We start from the raw sequence: 19,740 nt of genomic DNA, 5'->3' as shown, positions 1-19,740 counted from the left end.
AAAAACATGGCCAAAAAGCGCAATCCCGAGGCAAAAATGAACCTCGGCGGGCATCTAAAAGAGCTTCGCAAAAGATTGTTTTGGTCTGCCCTATTTATCCTCGCGGGCACGGTTTTCGGTTGGTTTATCTTCGAGCCAGTTTTTCAAATTCTTCAACAGCCGGTACTCGATGTTGCTAAAACTCGTGGCGTGAATGCCACACTCAACATTGGCACGGTCGCCGGCGCCTTTGACCTTCAGCTACAAGTGTCAATATTTCTCGGTGTGCTGATCACAAGCCCGATTTGGCTATTCAACCTTTGGGCGTTTATTACCCCCGGACTCAAAAAACGCGAACGCAGATTCACCCTCGGATTCCTGTTTAGTGCAATTCCTCTTTTTGGTACCGGAGTGGCTCTGGCCTGGGTCTCATTGCCGAGTTTCGTTTCGACTCTGATCGGTTTTACTCCAACCGGAGCAGCTAACGTAATTAGCGCCAACGAGTACATCCTGTTCACCATCCGCATTTTGCTGGTGTTCGGCATCGCATTTGTTTTGCCTGTAGTGCTTGTGCTGCTCAATTTTGCAGGCCTGATCACGACCCAAAATATTTTGAAATCATGGCGAATCGCCGTTTTCATCATTGCAGTGGTTGCGGCACTTGCAACGCCTACCGCAGACCCGATGTCGATGTTCCTTGTGATGGTTCCGCTTCTGGTGCTCTATTTCTTGGCAGCAAGCGTTACCTGGATTAACGATCGTCGCCGGGCTAAAAAAGTTGCGTCAATTGATGCACAGATTGCGAACCTAACTTGAATAACGGCGAATTGAGCCCAGCTGAGAGATTTGCTCTCGCAAAGAGCAAGGCCAAGGCGCCTTCAATCGATAGTTTTCTTAAACTGCTCAGCTTTCCCCTGGATGATTTTCAAGAGAGATCTTGCAGGGCACTCGCTGCCGGCAAAGGCGTCTTAGTAGCAGCACCAACGGGTGCTGGAAAGACCATTGTTGGTGAGTTTGCAATTCACCTAGCCATCGAAAAAGATCTCAAAGTTTTTTACACAACCCCGATTAAGGCACTCAGTAATCAAAAGTACGCCGAGTTAGTCAAGCGCTACGGTGCCGAACGAGTGGGGCTTCTCACAGGTGACACCAACCAGAATTCTGATGCCCAGATTGTCGTGATGACAACCGAAGTCCTGCGAAATATGATTTACGCAAACTCAAATTCTTTGATCTCACTGGGTTATGTAGTCATGGATGAAGTGCATTACCTAGCTGACCGATTCAGAGGAGCTGTGTGGGAAGAAGTCATTCTCCACCTGCCCAAAGACGTCAAATTGGTTTCATTAAGCGCAACTGTTTCGAACGCCGAAGAATTTGGCGCTTGGTTAGACGAAGTGCGTGGCGACACAGAAATTATCGTCTCTGAGATTCGACCAGTACCTCTGAACCAGCATGTGCTGTTCGGTGATGAAATGATTGAACTCTTTGACGAAGGCGATCGCGATGTTCGGGTTAACCCCGAATTGGCTCAAATGCATGCTTCTAAAATGCGACAACCAATTAACCGACCTCAACGCGGAAAGCGCCAGTCTTTCTATGACCAACCACGCGGGCGAGAAGCACGCATCGAGCGAATTTCGAAGCCACGAATCGTTGACATCTTGGATGAAGCAGACCTGCTTCCGGCGATCTTTTTCATCTTTTCGCGAGCTGGTTGTGAGGCAGCGGTTAAGGCTTGCCAGTCAAGCACGGTACGCCTAACCACCACTGAAGAAAAGCAAGAAATTCGCCGGATTGTTGAAGCGAAGTGCTACAACATCGCCGATGAAGACCTTGCAACCCTTGGATACTTTGATTGGCTTAGCGCGCTCGAAAAAGGTGTCGCAGCCCACCATGCGGGCATGTTGCCAGCTTTCAAGGATGTTGTCGAAGAACTGTTCTTGCGCAAACTGGTCAAGGTGGTATTTGCTACCGAAACTCTGGCACTTGGCATCAACATGCCGGCGAGAACGGTTGTTCTCGAACGCTTAGACAAGTTCAACGGCGAAGGCCGCGTTCAAATAACACCGGGGGAGTACACCCAGCTCACCGGGCGCGCAGGGCGACGTGGAATTGACACCCAGGGCCACTCAGTGATCCAGTGGAGCGCCAACATGGATCCAAATAATGTCGCTGGTTTGGCCAGCAAGCGCACTTATCCGTTGGTTAGCCCATTCAGACCCACCTACAACATGGCCGTCAACCTGATCGAAGCTTTTGGTCGAGATCGTGCACGCGAAGTTCTAGAGACCTCGTTTGCGCAGTTCCAGGCCGACCGATCTGTAGTTGGTTTGGCCAAGGGAATTCGCGAGAAACAAGTTTCACTCGACGGTTATGCCAAGGCCATGGAATGCCACCGCGGCGATTTTGCTGAATACGCCTCGATGCGTCGTGAAATCAGCGATCTCGAGCGATCTCTCGCTGCCGGTAGAGTTCGTGCCGAGCGAGGCAAAGACCTTCGCCAGAGCAAGGGGCGTCATTTGCAAGAACAGCGCTTGAATCAGCTCAAGCGCGACATGAGAGCTCACGCTTGCCACTCTTGCGCCGACCGCGAGGCTCATGCACGCTGGGGTGAACGTTGGTTCAAGTTACAACGCGAACTCGAAGGAATTCTGAATCAGATTGAAGGCAGAACCAATCAGGTTGCCAAAACCTTTGATCGAATCTGCGACATGCTTGATGACCTCAAATACATCGAATTCGATGGCGAAGACTACGAGGTTCTCGAGGCAGGCAAAACCCTTGCGCGCATCTATGGTGAACGAGACCTGTTGATTTCAGAGTGCTTGCGCGAGGGTGTTTGGAACAAACTTGATCCAGCAAGTTTGGCTGCCATGGCCGCTGCCTTGGTTTATGAAGCTCGCCGTGACGAGGAGTGGGAACCACGATTGCCTAAGGGTGAGTTTGTGCAGGCCATCGAAACAACTCAAGAAATTTGGTCTGATCTCGAAGAGCTATCGCGTGAACACAAACTTCGACACAGCAATCCTCTTGACCTCAGCCTGGCACTGCCTATTCACCGCTGGGCATCAGGTGCTCGTCTAGACACGGTTTTGGATAGCGCAGACTTGCTTGCCGGTGACTTTATTCGCTGGACAAAACAGATTATTGACCTGCTTGACCAGATTGTTCAGACCGCTGGGCCAGAACTGGCCGAAGTTGCCAAGAATGCCGTAGATAAGGTGAAGCGTGGCATCGTCGCGTATTCGTATTATGGCTAAACGACTACCCGCATTTTTCAAAAAACTGCCGCTATTGCGTCTTCTGCTAGCGGTGGTTGGTGGGGTCTGTTCAAGCCTTGCGATGCCTCGCGAGGGCATTTGGCCGCTGATTTTCGTATCCGTGGCACTACTTTTGGCCTCGATTTATAGACAGAAATTTTCAACAGCACTTTTTATTGGATTCGTCGGCGGACTTTCGTTTTATCTCAGTCAAATCGAGTGGCTGAGCCTCTATTTGGGCCCCGTGCCTTGGCTCGCACTGTCAGTTTTAGAAGCCGCGATTTTTGCAATCGGCATGGCAACCACAGCCGCTGTTTGGGCTTGGCTCGACCAAAAGCTGCCGAAAACTTGGGCCGGTGCAAGCTTGACCGCACTAACTATCTCAATCATTTGGACTTCGAGAGAGTGGGTTTCAATTACCCTGCCCTACGGCGGATTCCCTTGGTCTCGACTGGCTCAAACCCAATCTGAATCAATTCTGGCCAAGTGGGTTTATCTTGGCGGGTTGGGTTGGTTGACCTTTTTAGTCGCTGCGCTAAGTGCACTTTTGGTAATCACAGCAATCAGCTTTTTCAAACAGGGCTTCCGAATCAAACACCTGGCGCTTCCGGCAGTTTCTTACGCTCTGATTTTTGCAATTCCTGCTCTGATGTTCATTCCATCCAATGCTGAGGCGGGCACGCTTACCGTTGGTTCAGTACAAGGGAACGCCAACGCCGGCCTATTCTCAAACGAGGTTCGAGGAACAATCTTGAATAACCATTTGAGTGCCTCGAAATTGCTTCAAAGTCTTCCGTTGCGATCATCCATGGATGTTGTGGTTTGGCCTGAAAACGCATCTGATATCAGCCCTCTTAGCGACATTGGGGCAGCAGCCAAAATCACAGACTTCGTTGATAACGAAATTAAAGTGCCTCTGATTCTTGGAGGAATTAGCTCTAGAGGCGAAGAGCTTTACAACAGCTCTGTTCTTTGGGAACCTGGAGTAGGCCCGACTGACTGGTACGACAAGAAACGGCCCGTTCCGTTCGCCGAATACGTTCCCGATCGTGACTTTTGGTACCAGCTAGCCCCAGATTTAATTGGATTAGTTTCACGAGGTTATAACTTCGGAACCAGAGATGGAATCTTCTCAATCCAGAACAAAGCTGATGCCGGAGTGCTAATTTGCTTCGAAATCGCCATCGATGACATTGGTCGCGACCTTGTCTCAGAAGGCGCGCAGGTTATTTTCTCTCAAACAAATAATGCCGACTTCGGTCACAGCGACGAGACCTACCAACAGGGAGCCTTTGCCAAACTTAGAGCCATTGAAACGGGCCGCGCGATTGTCAATATTTCAACTGTCGGGCTATCTATGGTCTATGCCCCAGATGGCACAAAACTTGATTCCCTACCGGTATTTGAACCAGGTGCAATGATCACCCAAGTACCACTCAGGACATCCAAAACGCCGGCAATGATTATTGGTAGCAGTGTCGACTTATTCTTCAATCTGGCTGCCGCACTCATTACGATGATCGTTTTGATGACTTGGCTTCGAGGGCGCAAGCGAGGTAGTGGGCGTTGAACACTCTAGTCATAATGCCGACCTTCAACGAGATAGAAAACCTCGAATGGGCAGTCGGACAAATAAATCTCTTCGCGCCAGAAGTTGAAATTCTCATCGTTGATGACTCCAGCCCAGATGGAACTGGAGTGTTGGCTGACAAGTTAGCCGAGAATCTTGCAAATGTTAACGTTTTACATCGTGACCAAAAAGACGGCCTTGGAGCCGCATATTTAGCTGGTTTCAGTTGGGCAATTTCAAAAGGCTTTGAATACGTTGTCGAGATGGATGCAGACGGCAGCCATCGCGCCGTAGATCTACCAAAACTTTTAGCTAGGGCGTCGAAAGCCGATTTAGTCATCGGTTCACGCTGGATCAGCGGGGGAGAGGTCGAGAATTGGCCTTGGTATCGCAAAGCGATTTCTCGTTTTGGAAACACCTATGCAAGGTTCATGTTGCAAACCGGAATCAAAGACATGACTGCCGGATTCAGAGTATTCAAAGTCAGTTTCCTGAAGCAATTACACCTAGATGGAGTAGCTGCCAGAGGCTATGCCTTCCAAGTTGAAATGGCTCTAAGAAGCCATCGTGCCGGGGGAGTGATTCTAGAAGTGCCAATCACTTTCGTTGAACGCACCCGAGGGGCTTCAAAAATGACAACAGCCATAGTGCTCGAGGCACTATGGCTGGTCACAAAGTGGGGCTTTTACAAGTCAGCCTGACCACCGGCACGACGTGCACGGATGTAGTCCAATCGCTCCTGAAGAATCTCTTCTAGCTCTTCGCGGGTGCGACGCTCAAGCAGCATCTCCCAGTGTGAACGAGGAGTCTTGTCATCGTTTGCCTCTAGAACGACCATTTTGCCGTCTTCAAGAAGAGTTGCCTGCTCAGGGCACTGCTTGCACTGCCAGGTCTGAGGAAGTTCGGCGTCAGCGGCAAAAACCATCTCAGAAACGTGGTTGTTGATGCACTGGTAAGAGTGAGTTGAACGAGCTGAGTAGTTAACTCCGCGCTCACTTTCAAGACTCTGAGTGCCAAGACGCATTCCGCGCATAGTTTGCTGGGCCATGTTTCCTCCTGATTGGGTTCGCCTTTTTGAGGCTTGTCGCCAAGGTATAACAAGGCGATAACGTTCAATCTTCCCGCAATTTGCACCTAAAGAGCAAACTCAACTCACTTTTCGAAGGGTTTTAACAGCCAAATCTGCGCGATCGGTCACAATTCCGTCGGCTCCGAGAGAAACCAGCCGTTTCATCTCTTCAGCTTCGTTAATGGTCCAGAAGTGAATTTCAATACCTGACCGATGAACGGCTCGAATAAACCGAGACCTGTCTAGACGTAAAAATCCGGCTTTGGTTGGCACCTGAAGTGCTTTTACGCGCTTGCTACAAACCGGTACGAAAAAACTTAGACCTAGGGCTATGAGCACATAGATGGCAATTAGCAGTGCGGCACTGGCTGAACTAGCAGTTTTCAGGGGGAGTAGGGCCAAAGTTTTCGATCGCCTAGCTTCACTAAACGAAGTAATCAGCACTCGATCATTGCAGCCCAATCGATTCACAACCTCGGCAACGGCGCTAATGGCAGCAGCTGATTTAACATCCAAGTTGAATTTTGCCGCCGGAAAAGCCATTAGAACGGCCTCAAGGCTCGAGATGCGCCCACCACCGAGAAGTTCGATTTCAGCCAACTGGGCATAATCGAAATCGGTGACAGACTCAGGCCGGCCGGCAAGTCTGCTCAAATCGGCATCATGAAAAACAATTGCCACGCCATCTTTTGAGGCTTGGATGTCTGTTTCGATGATGTCTGCACCGGCTTCAAGCGCAGCAGCAAAGGATTCCAGGGTGTTTTCGACCGGTGAATCCTCAGTAACTAGCCCACGATGGGCCAAAATGCGAGGTTTTGGACCAGCCCAATAACCAAATCCCGAGTTCATAAATCGAGCGTATTAGAAAAACTGCCAAACTTGACTCATGCAACCAGGTCAGCACCGCGAAACCGCAAGAATCCTGTTGGTCAATGACCAGGATGAAATCTTCTTGCTTCTGACACATTTTGATCCGGAGGTTGGCCTGCCACCGCGTTGGATTACTCCAGGAGGCGGCATAGACGAAGGTGAAACACCTGCGCAGGCGGCAATTCGTGAACTTTTCGAAGAAACTGGCATTGAAATCGACATTGAAACTCTTGACAAGCCAATTTGGCAAACATCAGGGCGCTGGGATTGGTCTGACGGTAAAAATCATCACACCTATGTGGATTATTTCTTCAAACTGACAGTTACCGACTTTGAACTAGATACATCGAACTGGACCGAAGATGAACGTCGAGATGTTTTGGAGTATCGCTGGTGGAAACTCTCAGAACTCATTGAGAGCAATGGAGTAGTTGGTCCACAGGAGCTAATTGCCTTTCTTACCGACCACTTCTCAGCACACCCGTAATAACACCCCAAACGCCGATAATGAACATTATGTCAAGTAATGTTTTATTTTGCCCAGATAGCGCTTCCCTGCGTCAGGGCCTACTTTGAGTTAGTTGCTGAGATCCAGTCCTGCAACTTTTGGGCAGTCGCTCCAGACTCGAGTGCAGCCGTAGCCTTTTCTAGCGCGTCTTCAAGACGAAGTTCGAGTGAAACATCTGCGCGCGATGCATCTTTGGCCAATTCATAAGAAACAATTCCACCGGCCGCGTTTAGCAACACAATGTCGCGAACGGCACCAAGATTGCCGCGCGTATCTCCCGCAAATAACTTTCGCGCAATCTCGGCGTTCTCGGCAGCGTCTCCGCCGAGCAGCTGGTCAATCGAGGCTCGTTTGAGACCAAGTTTGGTGGGATCCAACTCAGATTTTTGAACCTCTCCCCCAGAAACCTGCCAAATATCACTGTCTTCGACGGTCGAAAGTTCATCCAAGCCGTCACGGCCTCTAAAAACCAGAGCGGTTCTGCCTCGAGCTGACATTTCAGCTGCTAAAAGCGGTGCAACTGCTGCATTTGCCACACCAAGCGAGGTTGCGATTGGTTGAGCAGGGTTGGCTAGCGGCCCAAGAAAGTTGAAAGTGGTCGGGATTCCCAATTGGCGGCGAACTGGGCCAACGAATCTCATTGCCGGGTGAAAAACCGGTGCAAAGAAGAAAGTGATGTCAGTTTCAGCAAAAACGGCCGAAACCTCCTCAGGGTCAAGATCTAACCGAAGCCCAAGCGACTCGAGCATCTCTGAAGATCCAGTCTTGCCTGAAGCCGAGCGTGAACCATGTTTTAGAACTGGAATACCGGCACTGGCAACAACAACCGATGCCATGCTCGAAACATTCACAGTTCCAAGCTGGTCTCCCCCGGTTCCCACGATATCTACCGCGTTGGCTCCGGTGGTGAGTTTGAGCGAATTTTCGAGCATCACATCGACAAGACCCGAGAATTCCTCGACACTTTCGCCTTTAGAGCGCAAGCCGACGATGAACGCAGCCATGATCGGCTCGGGCGTCTCCCCCGACATAATTTCTGACATTGCCCAGTTGGCTTCGGCACGTGAAAGATCGTTTTTCGAGACGAGTTTGCCGATAACCGCGGGCCAATTGAATTCAGAAGTCATAGCCCAAAGTTTATTAGTGAAAAACCGCGCCATGCTCGACAAAAATGCCATTTTTAGCGCTTTCTCGGGGTTAGGATTAGAACTATGACGACCTTAAGCGCCCCAGTCATTAACCGCCCAAGTGCAACCTCGGTTGGCACCATTGTTTGGCTTGGCAGCGAGGTGATGTTCTTCGCCGGCTTGTTCGCGATGTACTTCAGCCTTCGTGCCAACTCGCCAGAGATTTGGGCAAACGACTCAGCAATTCTTAACGTGCCTTTCGCACTAACCAACACCATCATCTTGGTTGCTTCTTCTTTCACCGCTCAGTTCGGTGTTTTTGCGGCTGAGCGCATGCAGCCTCGCGCTACTGGTTGGTCGCCAACAAAGTGGGGTGTCGCGGAATGGTTCCTACTGAGCTACCTTCTGGGTGCAGTTTTCGTTGCCGGCCAGGTTTGGGAGTACGCAACCTTGATTTCTGAGGGTGTCGCGCTCAACTCGAACTCTTACGGAAGCGCCTTCTACATCACCACCGGCTTCCACGCCCTTCACGTTACCGGTGGTTTGGTTGCATTCCTTTTGGTAATTGGTCGCACATTTGCCGCCAAGAAGTTTGGCCACTATGAAGCCACCAGCGCAATTGTTGTTTCTTACTACTGGCACTTCGTCGATGTTGTTTGGATCGGCTTGTTCCTAATCGTTTACGTTCTGAAATAAAGAGGTCGCTGAATATGGCATTCATGAAGAAAACCCCAAAGGCGAACCGTCGCAGCCCTTTCGCAGCGATTTTGGTTATGGCCGCAGCATTGGCGCTTACCGGTGGCGGTTACGCAGCAGTCACTGCAACCGCTGAAGAAGCTGCATCAAACTCTTCTGTCTACACAGCAGCACAGATTGAAGAAGGCAAAAAGCTATTTCTTGCAAACTGCGCTAGCTGTCACGGCAGCAACGCTGAAGGAACCTCAGCAGCCCCAACCCTTATCGGCGTAGGTGCAGCATCTGTTGAATTTCAGGTAGCCACCGGACGTATGCCTGGCCAGGCTTCAGGTCCACAGCTTGAGAAGAAGCCGGTTCAGTTCACCGAAGAGCAGATCACCGCCATGGCTGCTTATGTTTCAACTTTGGCACCTGGTCCAGCTGTACCAACCGACGAGATGGTTGCCGCTGACGGCGATTCAACTCGCGGTGGCGAGCTATTCCGCATCAACTGTGCAATGTGCCACAACGCAGTCGGCGCCGGTGGTGCGCTTACCGAAGGTAAGTTCGCACCAGCCCTAAAGGGTGTTGAGTCACGTCACATCTATGAAGCTATGTTGACTGGCCCACAGAACATGCCAGTATTCAACGATGCAAACCTCACTCCCGAGGACAAAAAAGACATCATCACCTACTTGAAGTATGTGGAATCAAACCCATCAGCCGGTGGTTATGAACTAGCGAACCTAGGTCCAGTTGTTGAGGGTCTGTTTGCTTGGGTCTTCATCCTTGGTCTGATCATCGCAATCACCATTTGGCTTGGCGCCAAGTCAAACTAATCTTCTTTTCCGAATAGAAACTCAAGGGAGCACAGAGTGAGCGACAAGAGCATCGCCTCAACCGGTTCGCACGAACCAGAGCACGAGTACTCAGCGGGTCTAGCGACCATCGCAGCTGATGCAGTGGTTGACCCAGGCATGGAGCCACACCGTGTGCGCATGACCGACAAGAGCAAGAAGCACGAGAAGGCTGCAGCCCGTCAAGTAGCTGCTTTTTTCTTCGCTTCAATCTTCGGTAGCGCATTTGCAATCTACGCTTACTTCGCATTCCCACTGACCGAAGACCTAGGCACTGTTCGCAACAACACGCTGTGGCTTGGTCTTGGCATCGCTCTTGGCCTTTTGGGCATTGGTATCGGCGCTGTTCACTGGGCAAAGACTCTTATGCCAGACGCCGAGGTTTCAGAAGAGCGTCACATGGCACGCGGTTCTGAAGAAGTTCGTGCACGAGCAATTGAGATCGTTCGCCTAGCTGACTCAGAGTCAGGCTTCTCACGTCGCAAGCTGATTCGTCGCTCTCTATACGGAGCCTTGGCTTTGTTCCCGCTGCCAGCAATCATGATTTTTGGTGACCTCGGGCCAAACCCAGGTGACTCTCTTCGCCACACCATGTGGAAGAAGGGCACCCGCCTTGCTAAAGACCCGTCTGGCCTGCCTATCAAGGCTTCAGATGTCACCCTCGGATCAGTTTTCCACGTTATCCCTGAGGGCCTTAGCGAGCTAGAGCACCACAAGCTCGAAGAGAAGGCCAAGGCTGCAGTATTGCTAGTTCGCCTTGACCCAGCTGATCTAAAGGAATCTGACGAGCGTAAGGACTGGTCTTATGACGGCATCGTTGCCTACAGCAAGATCTGTACTCACGTTGGTTGCCCAGTTGCTCTTTATGAGCAGCACACTCACCATCTCCTTTGCCCTTGCCACCAGTCAACCTTTGATGTGACTGACGAGTGCAAGGTTGTCTTTGGTCCAGCATCTCGACCACTGCCACAGCTACCTATCACCGTTGACGCCGAAGGCTACTTGATCGCGCAGAGCGATTTCACCGAGCCTGTTGGCCCTAGCTTCTGGGAGCGTTAAGAATGTCTAATGCAGTTTCTGCACCTAAAAAAGGTGGCTTTCTTGCAGGCACCGCAAACTACCTGGATGAGCGTGTTGGCGTAGCCGGCATTCTCAAGGAGTTCGGTCGCAAGGTCTTCCCAGACCACTGGTCGTTCATGCTTGGTGAGGTTGCCCTTTACAGCTTCCTAGTGCTGTTGCTTTCAGGTACCTTCCTAACCTTCTTCTTCCAGCCATCAATGGAACCGGTTATCTACGAAGGCGTTTATGGTCCTCTAAAGGGTGCCGAGATGTCTATCGCCTACGCATCAACCCTAGACATCTCATTTGAGGTGCGCGGTGGTCTGCTTATGCGTCAGGTTCACCACTGGTCAGCTCTACTATTCGTAGCTGCAGCCGGTTTGCACATGCTTCGCGTTTTCTTTACCGGTGCGTTCCGTAAGCCACGTGAAATCAACTGGCTAGTCGGTGTCGTGCTGTTCGTGTTGGGCATGGGTGGCGGTTTTACCGGTTACTCACTTCCTGACGACCTTCTATCAGGTAACGGTCTTCGAATCATCGACGGCATGATCAAGGGTGTGCCAGTAGTTGGCGCTTACATCTCATCATTGCTATTCGGTGGCGAGTTCCCAGGCGAGGCAATCGTTGCTCGACTTTATGGTCTGCACATTCTGCTTATCCCAGCATTGATTCTGATTTTCATCGTTATTCACTTGTTCATGGTGGTTATTCACAAGCACACCCACTATTCAGGCCCAGGTCGCAAAGACAGCAATGTTGTCGGCTACCCACTGATGCCGGTTTACGTGGCGAAGGCTGGCGGTTTCTTCTTCATCGTGTTTGGTGTTATCGCACTGATTGCAGCTACCTTCACCATCAACCCGGTTTGGAACTACGGCGGTTACGACCCGTCACCAGTTTCAGCAGGTACTCAGCCAGACTGGTACATCGGTTGGGCAGACGGTGCTCTTCGTTTGGCTCCGAGCCACCTAGAAGTTACTGCAGGCGGTGTGACCTGGTCATGGAACATTCTGTTGCCAATCATCGTTCTAGTAATCTTCTTGGCCCTGGTAGCGCTTTACCCGTTTATCGAGGCTTGGGTTACTGGCGACAAGCGTGAACACCACGTTCTAGACCGTCCAAGAAACGCTCCTACCCGCACTGCTATCGGTGCAGCAGGTGTAACCTTCTATGCGGTTCTTTGGGCTGGTGCAGCGACTGACTTGATCGCAACCAACTTCAAGCTGTCTCTGAACCAGGTTCTAACCTCGATGCAGATTCTCTTGATTCTCGGCCCTATCTTCGCCTACATCGTCACCAAGCGCACCTGCTTGTCGTTGCAGCGCAAAGACCGTGAGATCGTGCTACACGGCCGCGAGACTGGCCGTATCGTGCGTTTACCTCACGGTGAGTACGTTGAGATTCACGAGCCTCTAGACGAGTTTGAACAGTGGAAGCTTGTTGACTTTGTTGACTACGCTCCTACCCTTGCTCGCCCGAACTCAAAGGGCAAGATTACTGTCGCAGCACGCATGCGATCAGCTCTATCTCGCTTCTACTTTGAAGACCGCATCGCTCCAGTCACCCAGGGTGAACTTGATGCGGCTCACCACGACCACGCAGCAGTAGAGTCTGCTCCGAAAAAGGCCGTGACTTCTAAGAAGGCGACTCCTAAGAAGAAGTAATCAAGCTAGCTAATTGGGCCGGTCATTTTGACCGGCCCAATTTCTTTAACCAAAATAGACTGTCTTTGTGAGTACGCAATTTGAATCTGGGCACCATGCATCAATGCATCCAGGCATGAGTCAGGCTAAGTACAACGAATACCGTGACGGCCACGATCACATTGCTAAAGGCATCGCAGCGTTGATGGTTGCAGAAAGCACCATCGACTCCCCCGAAGTTCAAGTCTGGATCGGCAAACACTACGAATACGTCTGTCAGTTCTGGACTCCCAGCAGAATCGCCTACAAGTCGCTAGCGCTCACCTACACGATGGATCCGGCGTTCAAGGCAACCTATGAGGCCTACGAGACTGGGTTAGCGCTCTACATTCAGCAGGCAATCAACCTTTGGGCTGACAATAATCTCGAGTAATAAAAAACTCCCTGCCAGATCGGCAGGGAGTTTTTTGTAGAACTAATTAGTGCGCGTTTTGGCCACGGCTGCGCTCGTAAACAAAACCGATCAAAGCAACCAAGCAAAGTGGGAACGCGATGAAGAACAACCACCAACCCACAGCAAGTGCTGCGAAAGCCATTGATGCGAATAGACCAAGGAAGAATGGCCACCAGCTCCATGGAGCAAAATAACCAATCTCTGAGTCACCATCTTCGATGTTTGCGGTGAGGCTGTCTTCTGGAACCGGGCCCTGAGAGGCGTGAGTCTTCTTGATGTAGAAAGCCAAGAATGCACACATGAAACCAAGCATTGCGATAGCCGCAGTACCGATTGGCTCATAACCACCATTGGTGTTGTAATACCAAATCGCATAGCCCGCTGAGTCTACGAAGTAGAAGGCGGTTAGGAACCAGAAAAGGTTTCCGTTGAACTTCATTTGGATTAACCCTTCTTAGCAGCTGAAGCCTTAGCCTCAGGCGCTGCGAACTCTGGGTGGTTCAGGTCAAATGCAGGTGACTCTGAACGCACACGTGGAATAGAGGTGAAGTTGTGACGAGGGAACGGAGTTCCGGTTGCCCACTCCAGTGAGCGGCCAAAGCCCCATGGGTCGTTCAACGTGGTCTTTTCACCCTTGCGAGCGGTGATGTAGATGTTCCATAGGAATGGAATGATCGACAGCGCGAGCAGAGCTGAACCAACGGTTGAGACCCCGTTCATCCAAGTGAAGCCATCTTCAGGCAGGTAGGTCGCGTATCGACGAGGCATACCGATGATGCCCAACCAGTGCTGAATCAAGAAGGTGGTGTGGAAGCCAATAAATAGCAACCAGAACTGAATCTTTCCGAGACGCTCGTTCAGCATCTTTCCGGTCATCTTTGGGTACCAGAAGTAAATGCCCGCGAACATTGCGAACACCACGGTACCGAACACTACGTAGTGGAAGTGAGCAACCACGAAGTAGCTGTCTGACAGGTGGAAGTCAAGAGCAGGTGAAGCCAGGATTACACCGGTCAAGCCACCGAAAATAAAGGTGGTCAAGAAGCCAAGGCTGTAAAGCATTGGGGTCTCGAATGAAACCGAGCCCTTCCAAAGAGTGCCGATCCAGTTGAAGACCTTCACACCGGTTGGAATTGCGATCAACATCGTGGTGAACGCGAAGAACGGTAGCAACACCGAGCCAGTTACATACATGTGGTGAGCCCACACGGTCATTGACAACGCAGCAATCGCGATGGTCGCGTAAACCAAGGTCTTGTAACCAAAGATCGGCTTGCGGCTGAATACCGGGAAGATCTCAGAAACAATGCCGAAGAAAGGCAAGGCAAGGATGTAAACCTCTGGGTGCCCGAAGAACCAGAAGAGGTGCTGCCAAAGCATTGGTCCGCCGTTGGCTGGATCAAAGATGTGGGCGCCGAAGCGACGGTCAGCACCAAGAGCGAAAAGTGCAGCAGCTAGCGGCGGGAAACACATGATGACCAAGATTGAGGTAACCAAGGTGTTCCAAACGAAGATAGGCAAGCGGAACATGGTCATACCAGGAGCACGCATGGTCAAGATTGTGGTGATGAAGTTGACACCACCCATGATGGTTCCGAAGCCACCCAGAGCAAGACCGAAGACCCATAGGTCTCCACCCAAACCTGGTGAGAATGTGGTGTTAGAAAGCGGCGCGTAGGCAAACCAACCGAAGCTGGCAGCCCCCTGAGGGGTGAAGAAACCGGCAACTGCCACTGCTGAACCGAAGAAGTAGAACCAGTAGGCAATCGCGTTTAGGCGAGGGAACGCAACATCCGGGGCACCAATCTGAACTGGCATCAGGATGTTTGCGAAGGCCGCAAACAACGGAGTTGCAAACATAAGCAACATGATGGTTCCGTGCATGGTGAACAGCTGGTTGTACTGCTCTTTGGTCTCAACGATGTTTAGACCTGGAGCGGCAAGCTGGGCACGGATAACCAACGCCATCACACCACCGATGAGGAAGTATGCGAACGAGGTGATCAGGTAAAGGTAACCGATTTTCTTGTGGTCGGTGGTTGTTACCCAGTCGACAAGAATCTGACCCTTGGTCTTCTTAGCAGCGCCGTAGGTTGACTTGGTTGCAGTAGCGGTAGCCATCGTCCTTATCCTCTGATCTCTGGGTTGTCGCCAGGAAGGTTCTGGTTGCGGTTATAGGTGTCGTCTAGCTGACCGACGTTACCCGCAGCCTCAAGTGAAGTGATGTAGGTCTCGTATTCAGCTTCTGAAACCACCTTGACGTTGAACAACATCATTGAGTGGTACTCGCCACAAAGCTCAGCACACTTGCCCTTGTAGGTGCCCTCAACCTGAGGAGTCACGTACATGACGTTGGTGCGGCCTGGCATCATATCTTTCTTGTATAGCCATTCGACAACCCAGAATGAGTGGATGACATCGCGTGAGGTCAGTTCAATCTTGGTGGTCTTGTTGACCGGAAGAACAAGGGTAGGCAGAGCTGCTTCAGAGCCCTCTTCACCATCGAACTGTGACTGAATGCCGCTTGAGTAGACATTCTCGTTCTGGTAGTTGAAGTCCCAGCTCCACTGCTTTCCGATGACCTGGATACTTACGTCTGGGTTTTCTACTGGCTTCTCAATGGCTGCCATGTCGCGTGCAGTAAAGGCAAAGAAACCAATGGTGATGATTAGTGGAACCACGGTGAAAAGAGTCTCAACCGGGTTGTTGTAACGCATCTGCTTTGGAAGGTGGTTGTCACCCTTGCGGCGACGGTAAACGATGATTGCGTAGATCATCAAAGCCCAAGCAATTGCACCGACAACCCAGAGAACTGTCCATGAGGTGGTCCAAAGGCCAACGATGCGGTCAGTGTGATTGGTCACACCTGGCACACCTGGCAAAAGACCACGTTCGAATTCCTGCTGGGTACAGCCGGATAGAAACAGCATCACAGATGCTGCTAAAGGCAGAGTTGCCCACTTAATTGCACGCTTTTTTAGCACAATCGACCCTTCAAATATCGAATCGTTACGTTGTCTATCCTACGCTCTTCGAGACTCTTTTAGAGCCAAAAACCGCGTGCTTCAGGGTGTTTTGTATGAGAAAACCCCAATCCACTTAAGAGTTGATTGGGGTTGCCTTAGAAAATTCTTTTAATTGAACGAGTCACCGCAGGCACATGAGCCAGCCGCGTTCGGGTTGTCGATAGTGAAACCCTGCTTCTGGATGGTGTCTTCGAAGTCAATAGTTGCACCATCAAGGTAAGGGACGCTCATTTTGTCGATAACCACTGACACGTCGCCGAATTCAGTGATTTGGTCGTCTTCGGCAAGCTGCTCATCGAAGTAAAGCTGGTAGATCAAACCAGAGCAACCACCAGGCTGCACGGCTACGCGAAGGCGCAATTGCTCTTCGGTTGCCTCGGCAGAAATCAAAGTGCGAACCTTGTTTTGAGCCTGCTCGGTAAGTTGAATTCCGGTCACAGCCTCAAGCTGAACTGCTTCGGTCTGCTGTGCTTCGCTCATGGTTTGCTCTTTCTTCTTGAAAACTAGTTAAATTCTAACTTCTGCTTACAAGAAACGAAACCTAGTTGGCCTTCAATTCATTCCCTGCCAGCAGGAATACGGCTTCGCTAATCATTGCTTTACGCAAGCTTTCGATGTGCACAGACTCATTCGGGCTGTGCGCACGAGAATCGGGATCTTCGACACCGGTGACCAGAATCTGTGCAGCAGGAAAGACCTCTTTGAGATCAGCGATGAACGGGATGCTGCCACCGATGCCAATATTCACCGATGGTACTCCCCACGCGCCTTGTAGTGCATTGGCAGCCAGCTCAGCAGCCCAGCCGGAGGCATCCATGTTGAAAGGTTTGCCAAGCTCTACTTCGCCGAAGGTCACCTTGGCGCCAAAAGGTAGGTGCGTCTCGATGTGTTCACGCAATATAGCCAGAGCTGCCTCTGGTTCTTGGCCTGGGGCAATGCGCAGACTGATTTTGGCGCTGGCTTTTGGCAACAGCGTGTTTGACGACATTGCAACTGACTGACCATCGATGCCGATTACGGTAAGCGCTGGTTTTGCCCAGATTCTCTCTAGATAATCACCATTGCCGATTGCGCTGACTCCCGGCAATAATCCGGTGTCGCGTCTAAGGTCGGCCTCACTGTAATCAAGTCGGTCGGCCTCGTATTCAACTAACCCGGCGATCGCAAGATTGCCTTGGTCGTCATGCAGGCTGGCAAGAACTTTGATCAGCGCCATCATGGCATCAGGCACAGCACCGCCATACATGCCAGAGTGCAGCGCGTGGTCGAGTGTCGAGACTTCAATCACCTGAGAAACCAGTCCACGCAAGGTGGTTGTGAGTGCCGGGACTTCAGTCGACCAGTTTCCGGAATCGGCCACGATGATGACATCGGCCTTGAGCAGTTCAGAATTTTCATCCAAGAAGTTTCTAAAGGTTGGCGAACCCGCCTCTTCTTCGCCTTCGACAAAAACGGTGATGCCGAGATCGAAATCTTTACCAGCGACTTTCTTTAGCGCTCGGATGGCCGCCAAGTGGGCCAGAATTCCAGCTTTGTCGTCGGCCACTCCCCTGCCAAAAATACGATCACTGGTGCGATGCGGCTCAAAAGCTGGTGTTTGCCAAGCCTGCTCATCACCGGGAGGTTGCACGTCGTGGTGGGCGTAAAGCAAGATTTGAGGCCTACCGGCCTTGGCCAGGCGTTGGGCCACAACAGCTGGCGCACCTGGAAAACCATTCGTGTGCGAGCGTAAAATCTCGACCGAGTCGAATACCTCGGTGCCCTCCAAAAGCTTGGCAACTGCCTCGGCGCTACGATCTAGTTCAGCCGGATCAAACGCACTCCATGCGATACCTGGAATGCGAGCTAACTGCTGCAGTTCATCCAAGTAAGCTTCAAAATTGCTATTGACAGAATCTTTGGATTTCTCGGTAAATGCTTGCAGCGCATCAGGGCTAAGTCTCATGAGAGTAATCTATAAGTTCAAAGCAATTCACAGAGGATTTTGATGACTGAGCAAGAAAAAACCACTGCCAAAGCTTCAAGCAAAGGCCGCCCTACCCCATCACGCAAGCAGCAGGAAGCTGCAAATGTGAAACCGCTAGTTGGCGCAAAGAGCAAAGAAGCCAAACAAGCCGCCAAGGCTGCACTAATCGCCGAACGCCGTAAGGCTCGCGAAGGCATGGCAAATGGCGACGAGCGCTACATGCTGGCTCGTGACCGTGGCCCGCAGCGCAAGTTCGTTCGCGACTATGTTGACGCCAGATTCACCATCGGTGAGCTTCTGATGCCGGCACTTTTTGTGGTCATTCTGCTATCAGCAATTGATGACAAGGCTGTTCAGGTTGCGCTGCTAGGTGTTATGTGGACCTTGTTCTTGGGCGTTTTCATCAACGCGTATTTCTTGGGTCGCGGCGCAACTAAGGCTCTGGCAGCCAAGTATGGCGAATCTAAGGTTGAAAAAGGCCTACGCTGGTATGCCGGCATGCGTTCAGTTCAGATGCGTGCACTTCGCCTTCCAAAGCCTCAGGTGAAGCGCGGAAACAAGCTCTAATAAATAACTTTTCAAATAAAAAATGGCCGCTGATAATCAGCGGCCATTTTTTATTTGGTCAGTTGCCTATTTATTTTTCGAGCCCAAAATGGGCCGTCATAGATGAATCCGGTGTAGCCCTGAACCAAGGTAGCGCCGTTTTCTAGTCGCTCCTGTGCCTCTGATGCGGTTTCAATGCCACCGACTGAAATGATGGCAACCCTGCCATTCAATCGCGCACGAAGCAATCTGAGTACCTCAAGTGATCTGGCCTTTAGCGGTGCACCTGATAGCCCACCAGCCCCAGCTGCTTCAACCTTTGATTTGGGTGTTGTTAGCCCATCTCGAGAGATAGTGGTGTTAGTTGCGATTACGCCGGCGAGACCCAGCGACAGGGCCAATTCGGCCACCGCATTGATATCTTCATCGGCAAGATCAGGAGCAATTTTCACAAGCACCGGCTTGCCCAGAGATTCGGCCAGCACCGCCTTCAGGATAGGCTCAAGCGCCTCCACAGATTGGAGAGAACGTAGACCAGGAGTGTTTGGCGAAGAGACGTTCACGGCAAGATAATCGGCAACCGGCGCGAGCAAGCGCGCACTCGCACGATAGTCATTTTCAGCATCTTCAACTTCAACAACGCGGCTTTTTCCGATGTTCACACCGATTACTGGGAGTTTGCCCTGGTTCTTCTGTCGCAACTCGGTTAGGCGTTGGGCAACAACCGCAGCACCATCATTATTGAAGCCCATGCGGTTGATGATGGCTCGGTCTTCAATTAGACGAAATAATCTCGGCTTTTCGTTGCCTGATTGAGCAATGGCGGTAACAGTACCAATTTCAACGTGTGAAAAACCTAATTCTCCAAGCGCTTTTACAGCAACAGCGTTTTTATCAAAACCCGCTGCAAGACCGAAAGGCGCATCAAAGTGCAAACCAAATGCCTGGACCGATCCTCGACCGGTAGGCGCCAGCTTGAGCAATTTGGTTAGTCGGAGTGCGCCACCAACACGGATAGCTGCCATGACCAGGTGGTGTACCTTTTCTGGATCCATGGGCGCAAAAAAGAGCTTGAAAATGATTTTGTACATGATTCCTCAAGATTACTTGACTCAACCAGTGGGCTGC

At 51.1% G+C, this 19,740-nt stretch carries 20 protein-coding genes; 11 read left to right on the top strand and 9 right to left on the bottom strand.

The annotated features are described in order from the left end of the window. Positions 1 to 6 precede the first annotated feature (6 nt). The 4 genes from tatC to Q0L26_RS00370 are packed head-to-tail and all read left to right on the top strand — an operon-like array spanning position 7 to position 5,513. Entirely contained in the window at positions 7 to 795 is a 789-nt protein-coding gene (gene tatC / locus Q0L26_RS00385) for a twin-arginine translocase subunit TatC (protein WP_296645927.1), read from the top strand. Then, the gene (locus Q0L26_RS00380; protein ID WP_296645924.1) at positions 792 to 3,242 is read left to right on the top strand and encodes a DEAD/DEAH box helicase; all 2,451 of its coding nucleotides are present in this window, start codon (positions 792 to 794) and stop codon (positions 3,240 to 3,242) included. Before tatC ends, Q0L26_RS00380 begins: the two co-directional genes overlap by 4 nt. A 34-nt stretch (positions 3,243 to 3,276) precedes the next feature. Beyond that, a complete protein-coding gene (gene lnt, locus Q0L26_RS00375) occupies positions 3,277 to 4,812 on the top strand; it encodes an apolipoprotein N-acyltransferase (RefSeq protein WP_296645922.1) in 1,536 nt (511 codons plus the stop codon). 14 nt (positions 4,813 to 4,826) lie between these two features. Continuing rightward, complete coding sequence (locus Q0L26_RS00370) at positions 4,827 to 5,513, top strand: polyprenol monophosphomannose synthase (RefSeq protein WP_296645920.1); 687 nt, start codon at positions 4,827 to 4,829, stop codon at positions 5,511 to 5,513. On the opposite strand, the gene Q0L26_RS00365 is transcribed toward Q0L26_RS00370, so the two are convergent. Both Q0L26_RS00365 and Q0L26_RS00360 read right to left on the bottom strand, forming a co-directional pair. Further along, positions 5,498 to 5,860, bottom strand: coding sequence for an RNA polymerase-binding protein RbpA (locus Q0L26_RS00365; protein ID WP_296645919.1), 363 nt, complete (start codon positions 5,858 to 5,860; stop codon positions 5,498 to 5,500). The two genes, Q0L26_RS00370 and Q0L26_RS00365, sit on opposite strands and share 16 nt — an antisense overlap. Positions 5,861 to 5,959: 99 nt before the next feature. After that, entirely contained in the window at positions 5,960 to 6,730 is a 771-nt protein-coding gene (locus Q0L26_RS00360) for a glycerophosphodiester phosphodiesterase family protein (protein ID WP_296645916.1), read from the bottom strand. 37 nt (positions 6,731 to 6,767) lie between these two features. On the opposite strand from Q0L26_RS00360, the gene Q0L26_RS00355 reads away from it, so the two are divergent. After that, positions 6,768 to 7,238 carry an NUDIX domain-containing protein gene (locus Q0L26_RS00355; RefSeq protein ID WP_296645914.1) on the top strand — a complete coding sequence of 157 codons (471 nt, stop codon included), beginning with the start codon at positions 6,768 to 6,770 and terminating at the stop codon, positions 7,236 to 7,238. Positions 7,239 to 7,318: 80 nt separating this feature from the next. Here Q0L26_RS00355 and trpD read toward each other — a convergent pair whose 3' ends face one another. Continuing rightward, positions 7,319 to 8,386 (bottom strand): anthranilate phosphoribosyltransferase, encoded by a 1,068-nt coding sequence (trpD, locus tag Q0L26_RS00350; RefSeq protein WP_296645912.1) that lies wholly within the window; start codon positions 8,384 to 8,386, stop codon positions 7,319 to 7,321. A gap of 84 nt (positions 8,387 to 8,470) precedes the next feature. Here trpD and Q0L26_RS00345 point away from each other — a divergent pair, with 84 nt between their 5' ends. The 5 genes from Q0L26_RS00345 (at position 8,471) to Q0L26_RS00325 (ending at position 13,053) form a co-directional block, all read left to right on the top strand. Continuing rightward, entirely contained in the window at positions 8,471 to 9,082 is a 612-nt protein-coding gene (locus Q0L26_RS00345) for a heme-copper oxidase subunit III (RefSeq protein WP_296645910.1), read from the top strand. Positions 9,083 to 9,105: 23 nt separating this feature from the next. Then, positions 9,106 to 9,900: a cytochrome c gene (locus Q0L26_RS00340; protein WP_296645908.1), complete on the top strand. Its 795-nt coding sequence runs from the start codon at positions 9,106 to 9,108 to the stop codon at positions 9,898 to 9,900. A 138-nt stretch (positions 9,901 to 10,038) separates the two neighbouring features. Then, positions 10,039 to 10,977, top strand: a complete 939-nt coding sequence (locus Q0L26_RS00335; protein WP_296646706.1) for a Rieske 2Fe-2S domain-containing protein — start codon at positions 10,039 to 10,041, stop codon at positions 10,975 to 10,977. Positions 10,978 to 10,979: 2 nt separating this feature from the next. Further along, a complete protein-coding gene (locus Q0L26_RS00330; RefSeq protein ID WP_296645906.1) occupies positions 10,980 to 12,641 on the top strand; it encodes a cytochrome bc complex cytochrome b subunit in 1,662 nt (553 codons plus the stop codon). 67 nt (positions 12,642 to 12,708) lie between these two features. After that, positions 12,709 to 13,053, top strand: a complete 345-nt coding sequence (locus Q0L26_RS00325) for a TipAS antibiotic-recognition domain-containing protein (RefSeq protein WP_296645904.1) — start codon at positions 12,709 to 12,711, stop codon at positions 13,051 to 13,053. A gap of 46 nt (positions 13,054 to 13,099) precedes the next feature. On the opposite strand, the gene Q0L26_RS00320 is transcribed toward Q0L26_RS00325, so the two are convergent. The 5 genes from Q0L26_RS00320 to Q0L26_RS00300 all read right to left on the bottom strand — a co-directional run bounded on the left by Q0L26_RS00320 (position 13,100) and on the right by Q0L26_RS00300 (position 18,045). Next, positions 13,100 to 13,513 carry a cytochrome c oxidase subunit 4 gene (locus Q0L26_RS00320; RefSeq protein WP_296645902.1) on the bottom strand — a complete coding sequence of 138 codons (414 nt, stop codon included), beginning with the start codon at positions 13,511 to 13,513 and terminating at the stop codon, positions 13,100 to 13,102. Between the two features lie 5 nt (positions 13,514 to 13,518). Beyond that, a complete protein-coding gene (gene ctaD / locus Q0L26_RS00315; RefSeq protein ID WP_296645899.1) occupies positions 13,519 to 15,195 on the bottom strand; it encodes a cytochrome c oxidase subunit I in 1,677 nt (558 codons plus the stop codon). A 5-nt stretch (positions 15,196 to 15,200) separates the two neighbouring features. Beyond that, positions 15,201 to 16,058 carry a cytochrome c oxidase subunit II gene (gene coxB / locus Q0L26_RS00310; protein ID WP_296645896.1) on the bottom strand — a complete coding sequence of 286 codons (858 nt, stop codon included), beginning with the start codon at positions 16,056 to 16,058 and terminating at the stop codon, positions 15,201 to 15,203. 150 nt (positions 16,059 to 16,208) lie between these two features. Further along, positions 16,209 to 16,580: an iron-sulfur cluster insertion protein ErpA gene (gene erpA / locus Q0L26_RS00305; protein WP_296645893.1), complete on the bottom strand. Its 372-nt coding sequence runs from the start codon at positions 16,578 to 16,580 to the stop codon at positions 16,209 to 16,211. A 61-nt stretch (positions 16,581 to 16,641) separates the two neighbouring features. Next, on the bottom strand, positions 16,642 to 18,045 hold the full coding sequence (locus Q0L26_RS00300; protein WP_296645890.1) for a dipeptidase: 1,404 nt from the start codon (positions 18,043 to 18,045) through the stop codon (positions 16,642 to 16,644). A 42-nt stretch (positions 18,046 to 18,087) separates the two neighbouring features. On the opposite strand from Q0L26_RS00300, the gene Q0L26_RS00295 reads away from it, so the two are divergent. Continuing rightward, the gene (locus Q0L26_RS00295) at positions 18,088 to 18,633 is read left to right on the top strand and encodes a DUF3043 domain-containing protein (protein WP_296645884.1); all 546 of its coding nucleotides are present in this window, start codon (positions 18,088 to 18,090) and stop codon (positions 18,631 to 18,633) included. Positions 18,634 to 18,683: 50 nt separating this feature from the next. Here the strand turns inward: Q0L26_RS00295 and Q0L26_RS00290 are convergent, their stop codons facing one another. After that, positions 18,684 to 19,703: a quinone-dependent dihydroorotate dehydrogenase gene (locus Q0L26_RS00290; RefSeq protein ID WP_296645882.1), complete on the bottom strand. Its 1,020-nt coding sequence runs from the start codon at positions 19,701 to 19,703 to the stop codon at positions 18,684 to 18,686. Between the last annotated feature and the right edge of the window lie 37 nt (positions 19,704 to 19,740).

Source organism: Rhodoluna sp., assembly GCF_024641065.1.
In the GTDB taxonomy this organism is placed as follows: Bacteria; Actinomycetota; Actinomycetes; order Actinomycetales; family Microbacteriaceae; genus Rhodoluna.
Note: the sequence above shows the minus strand (reverse complement) of the source record. Positions and strands in the feature narration are given on the sequence as shown.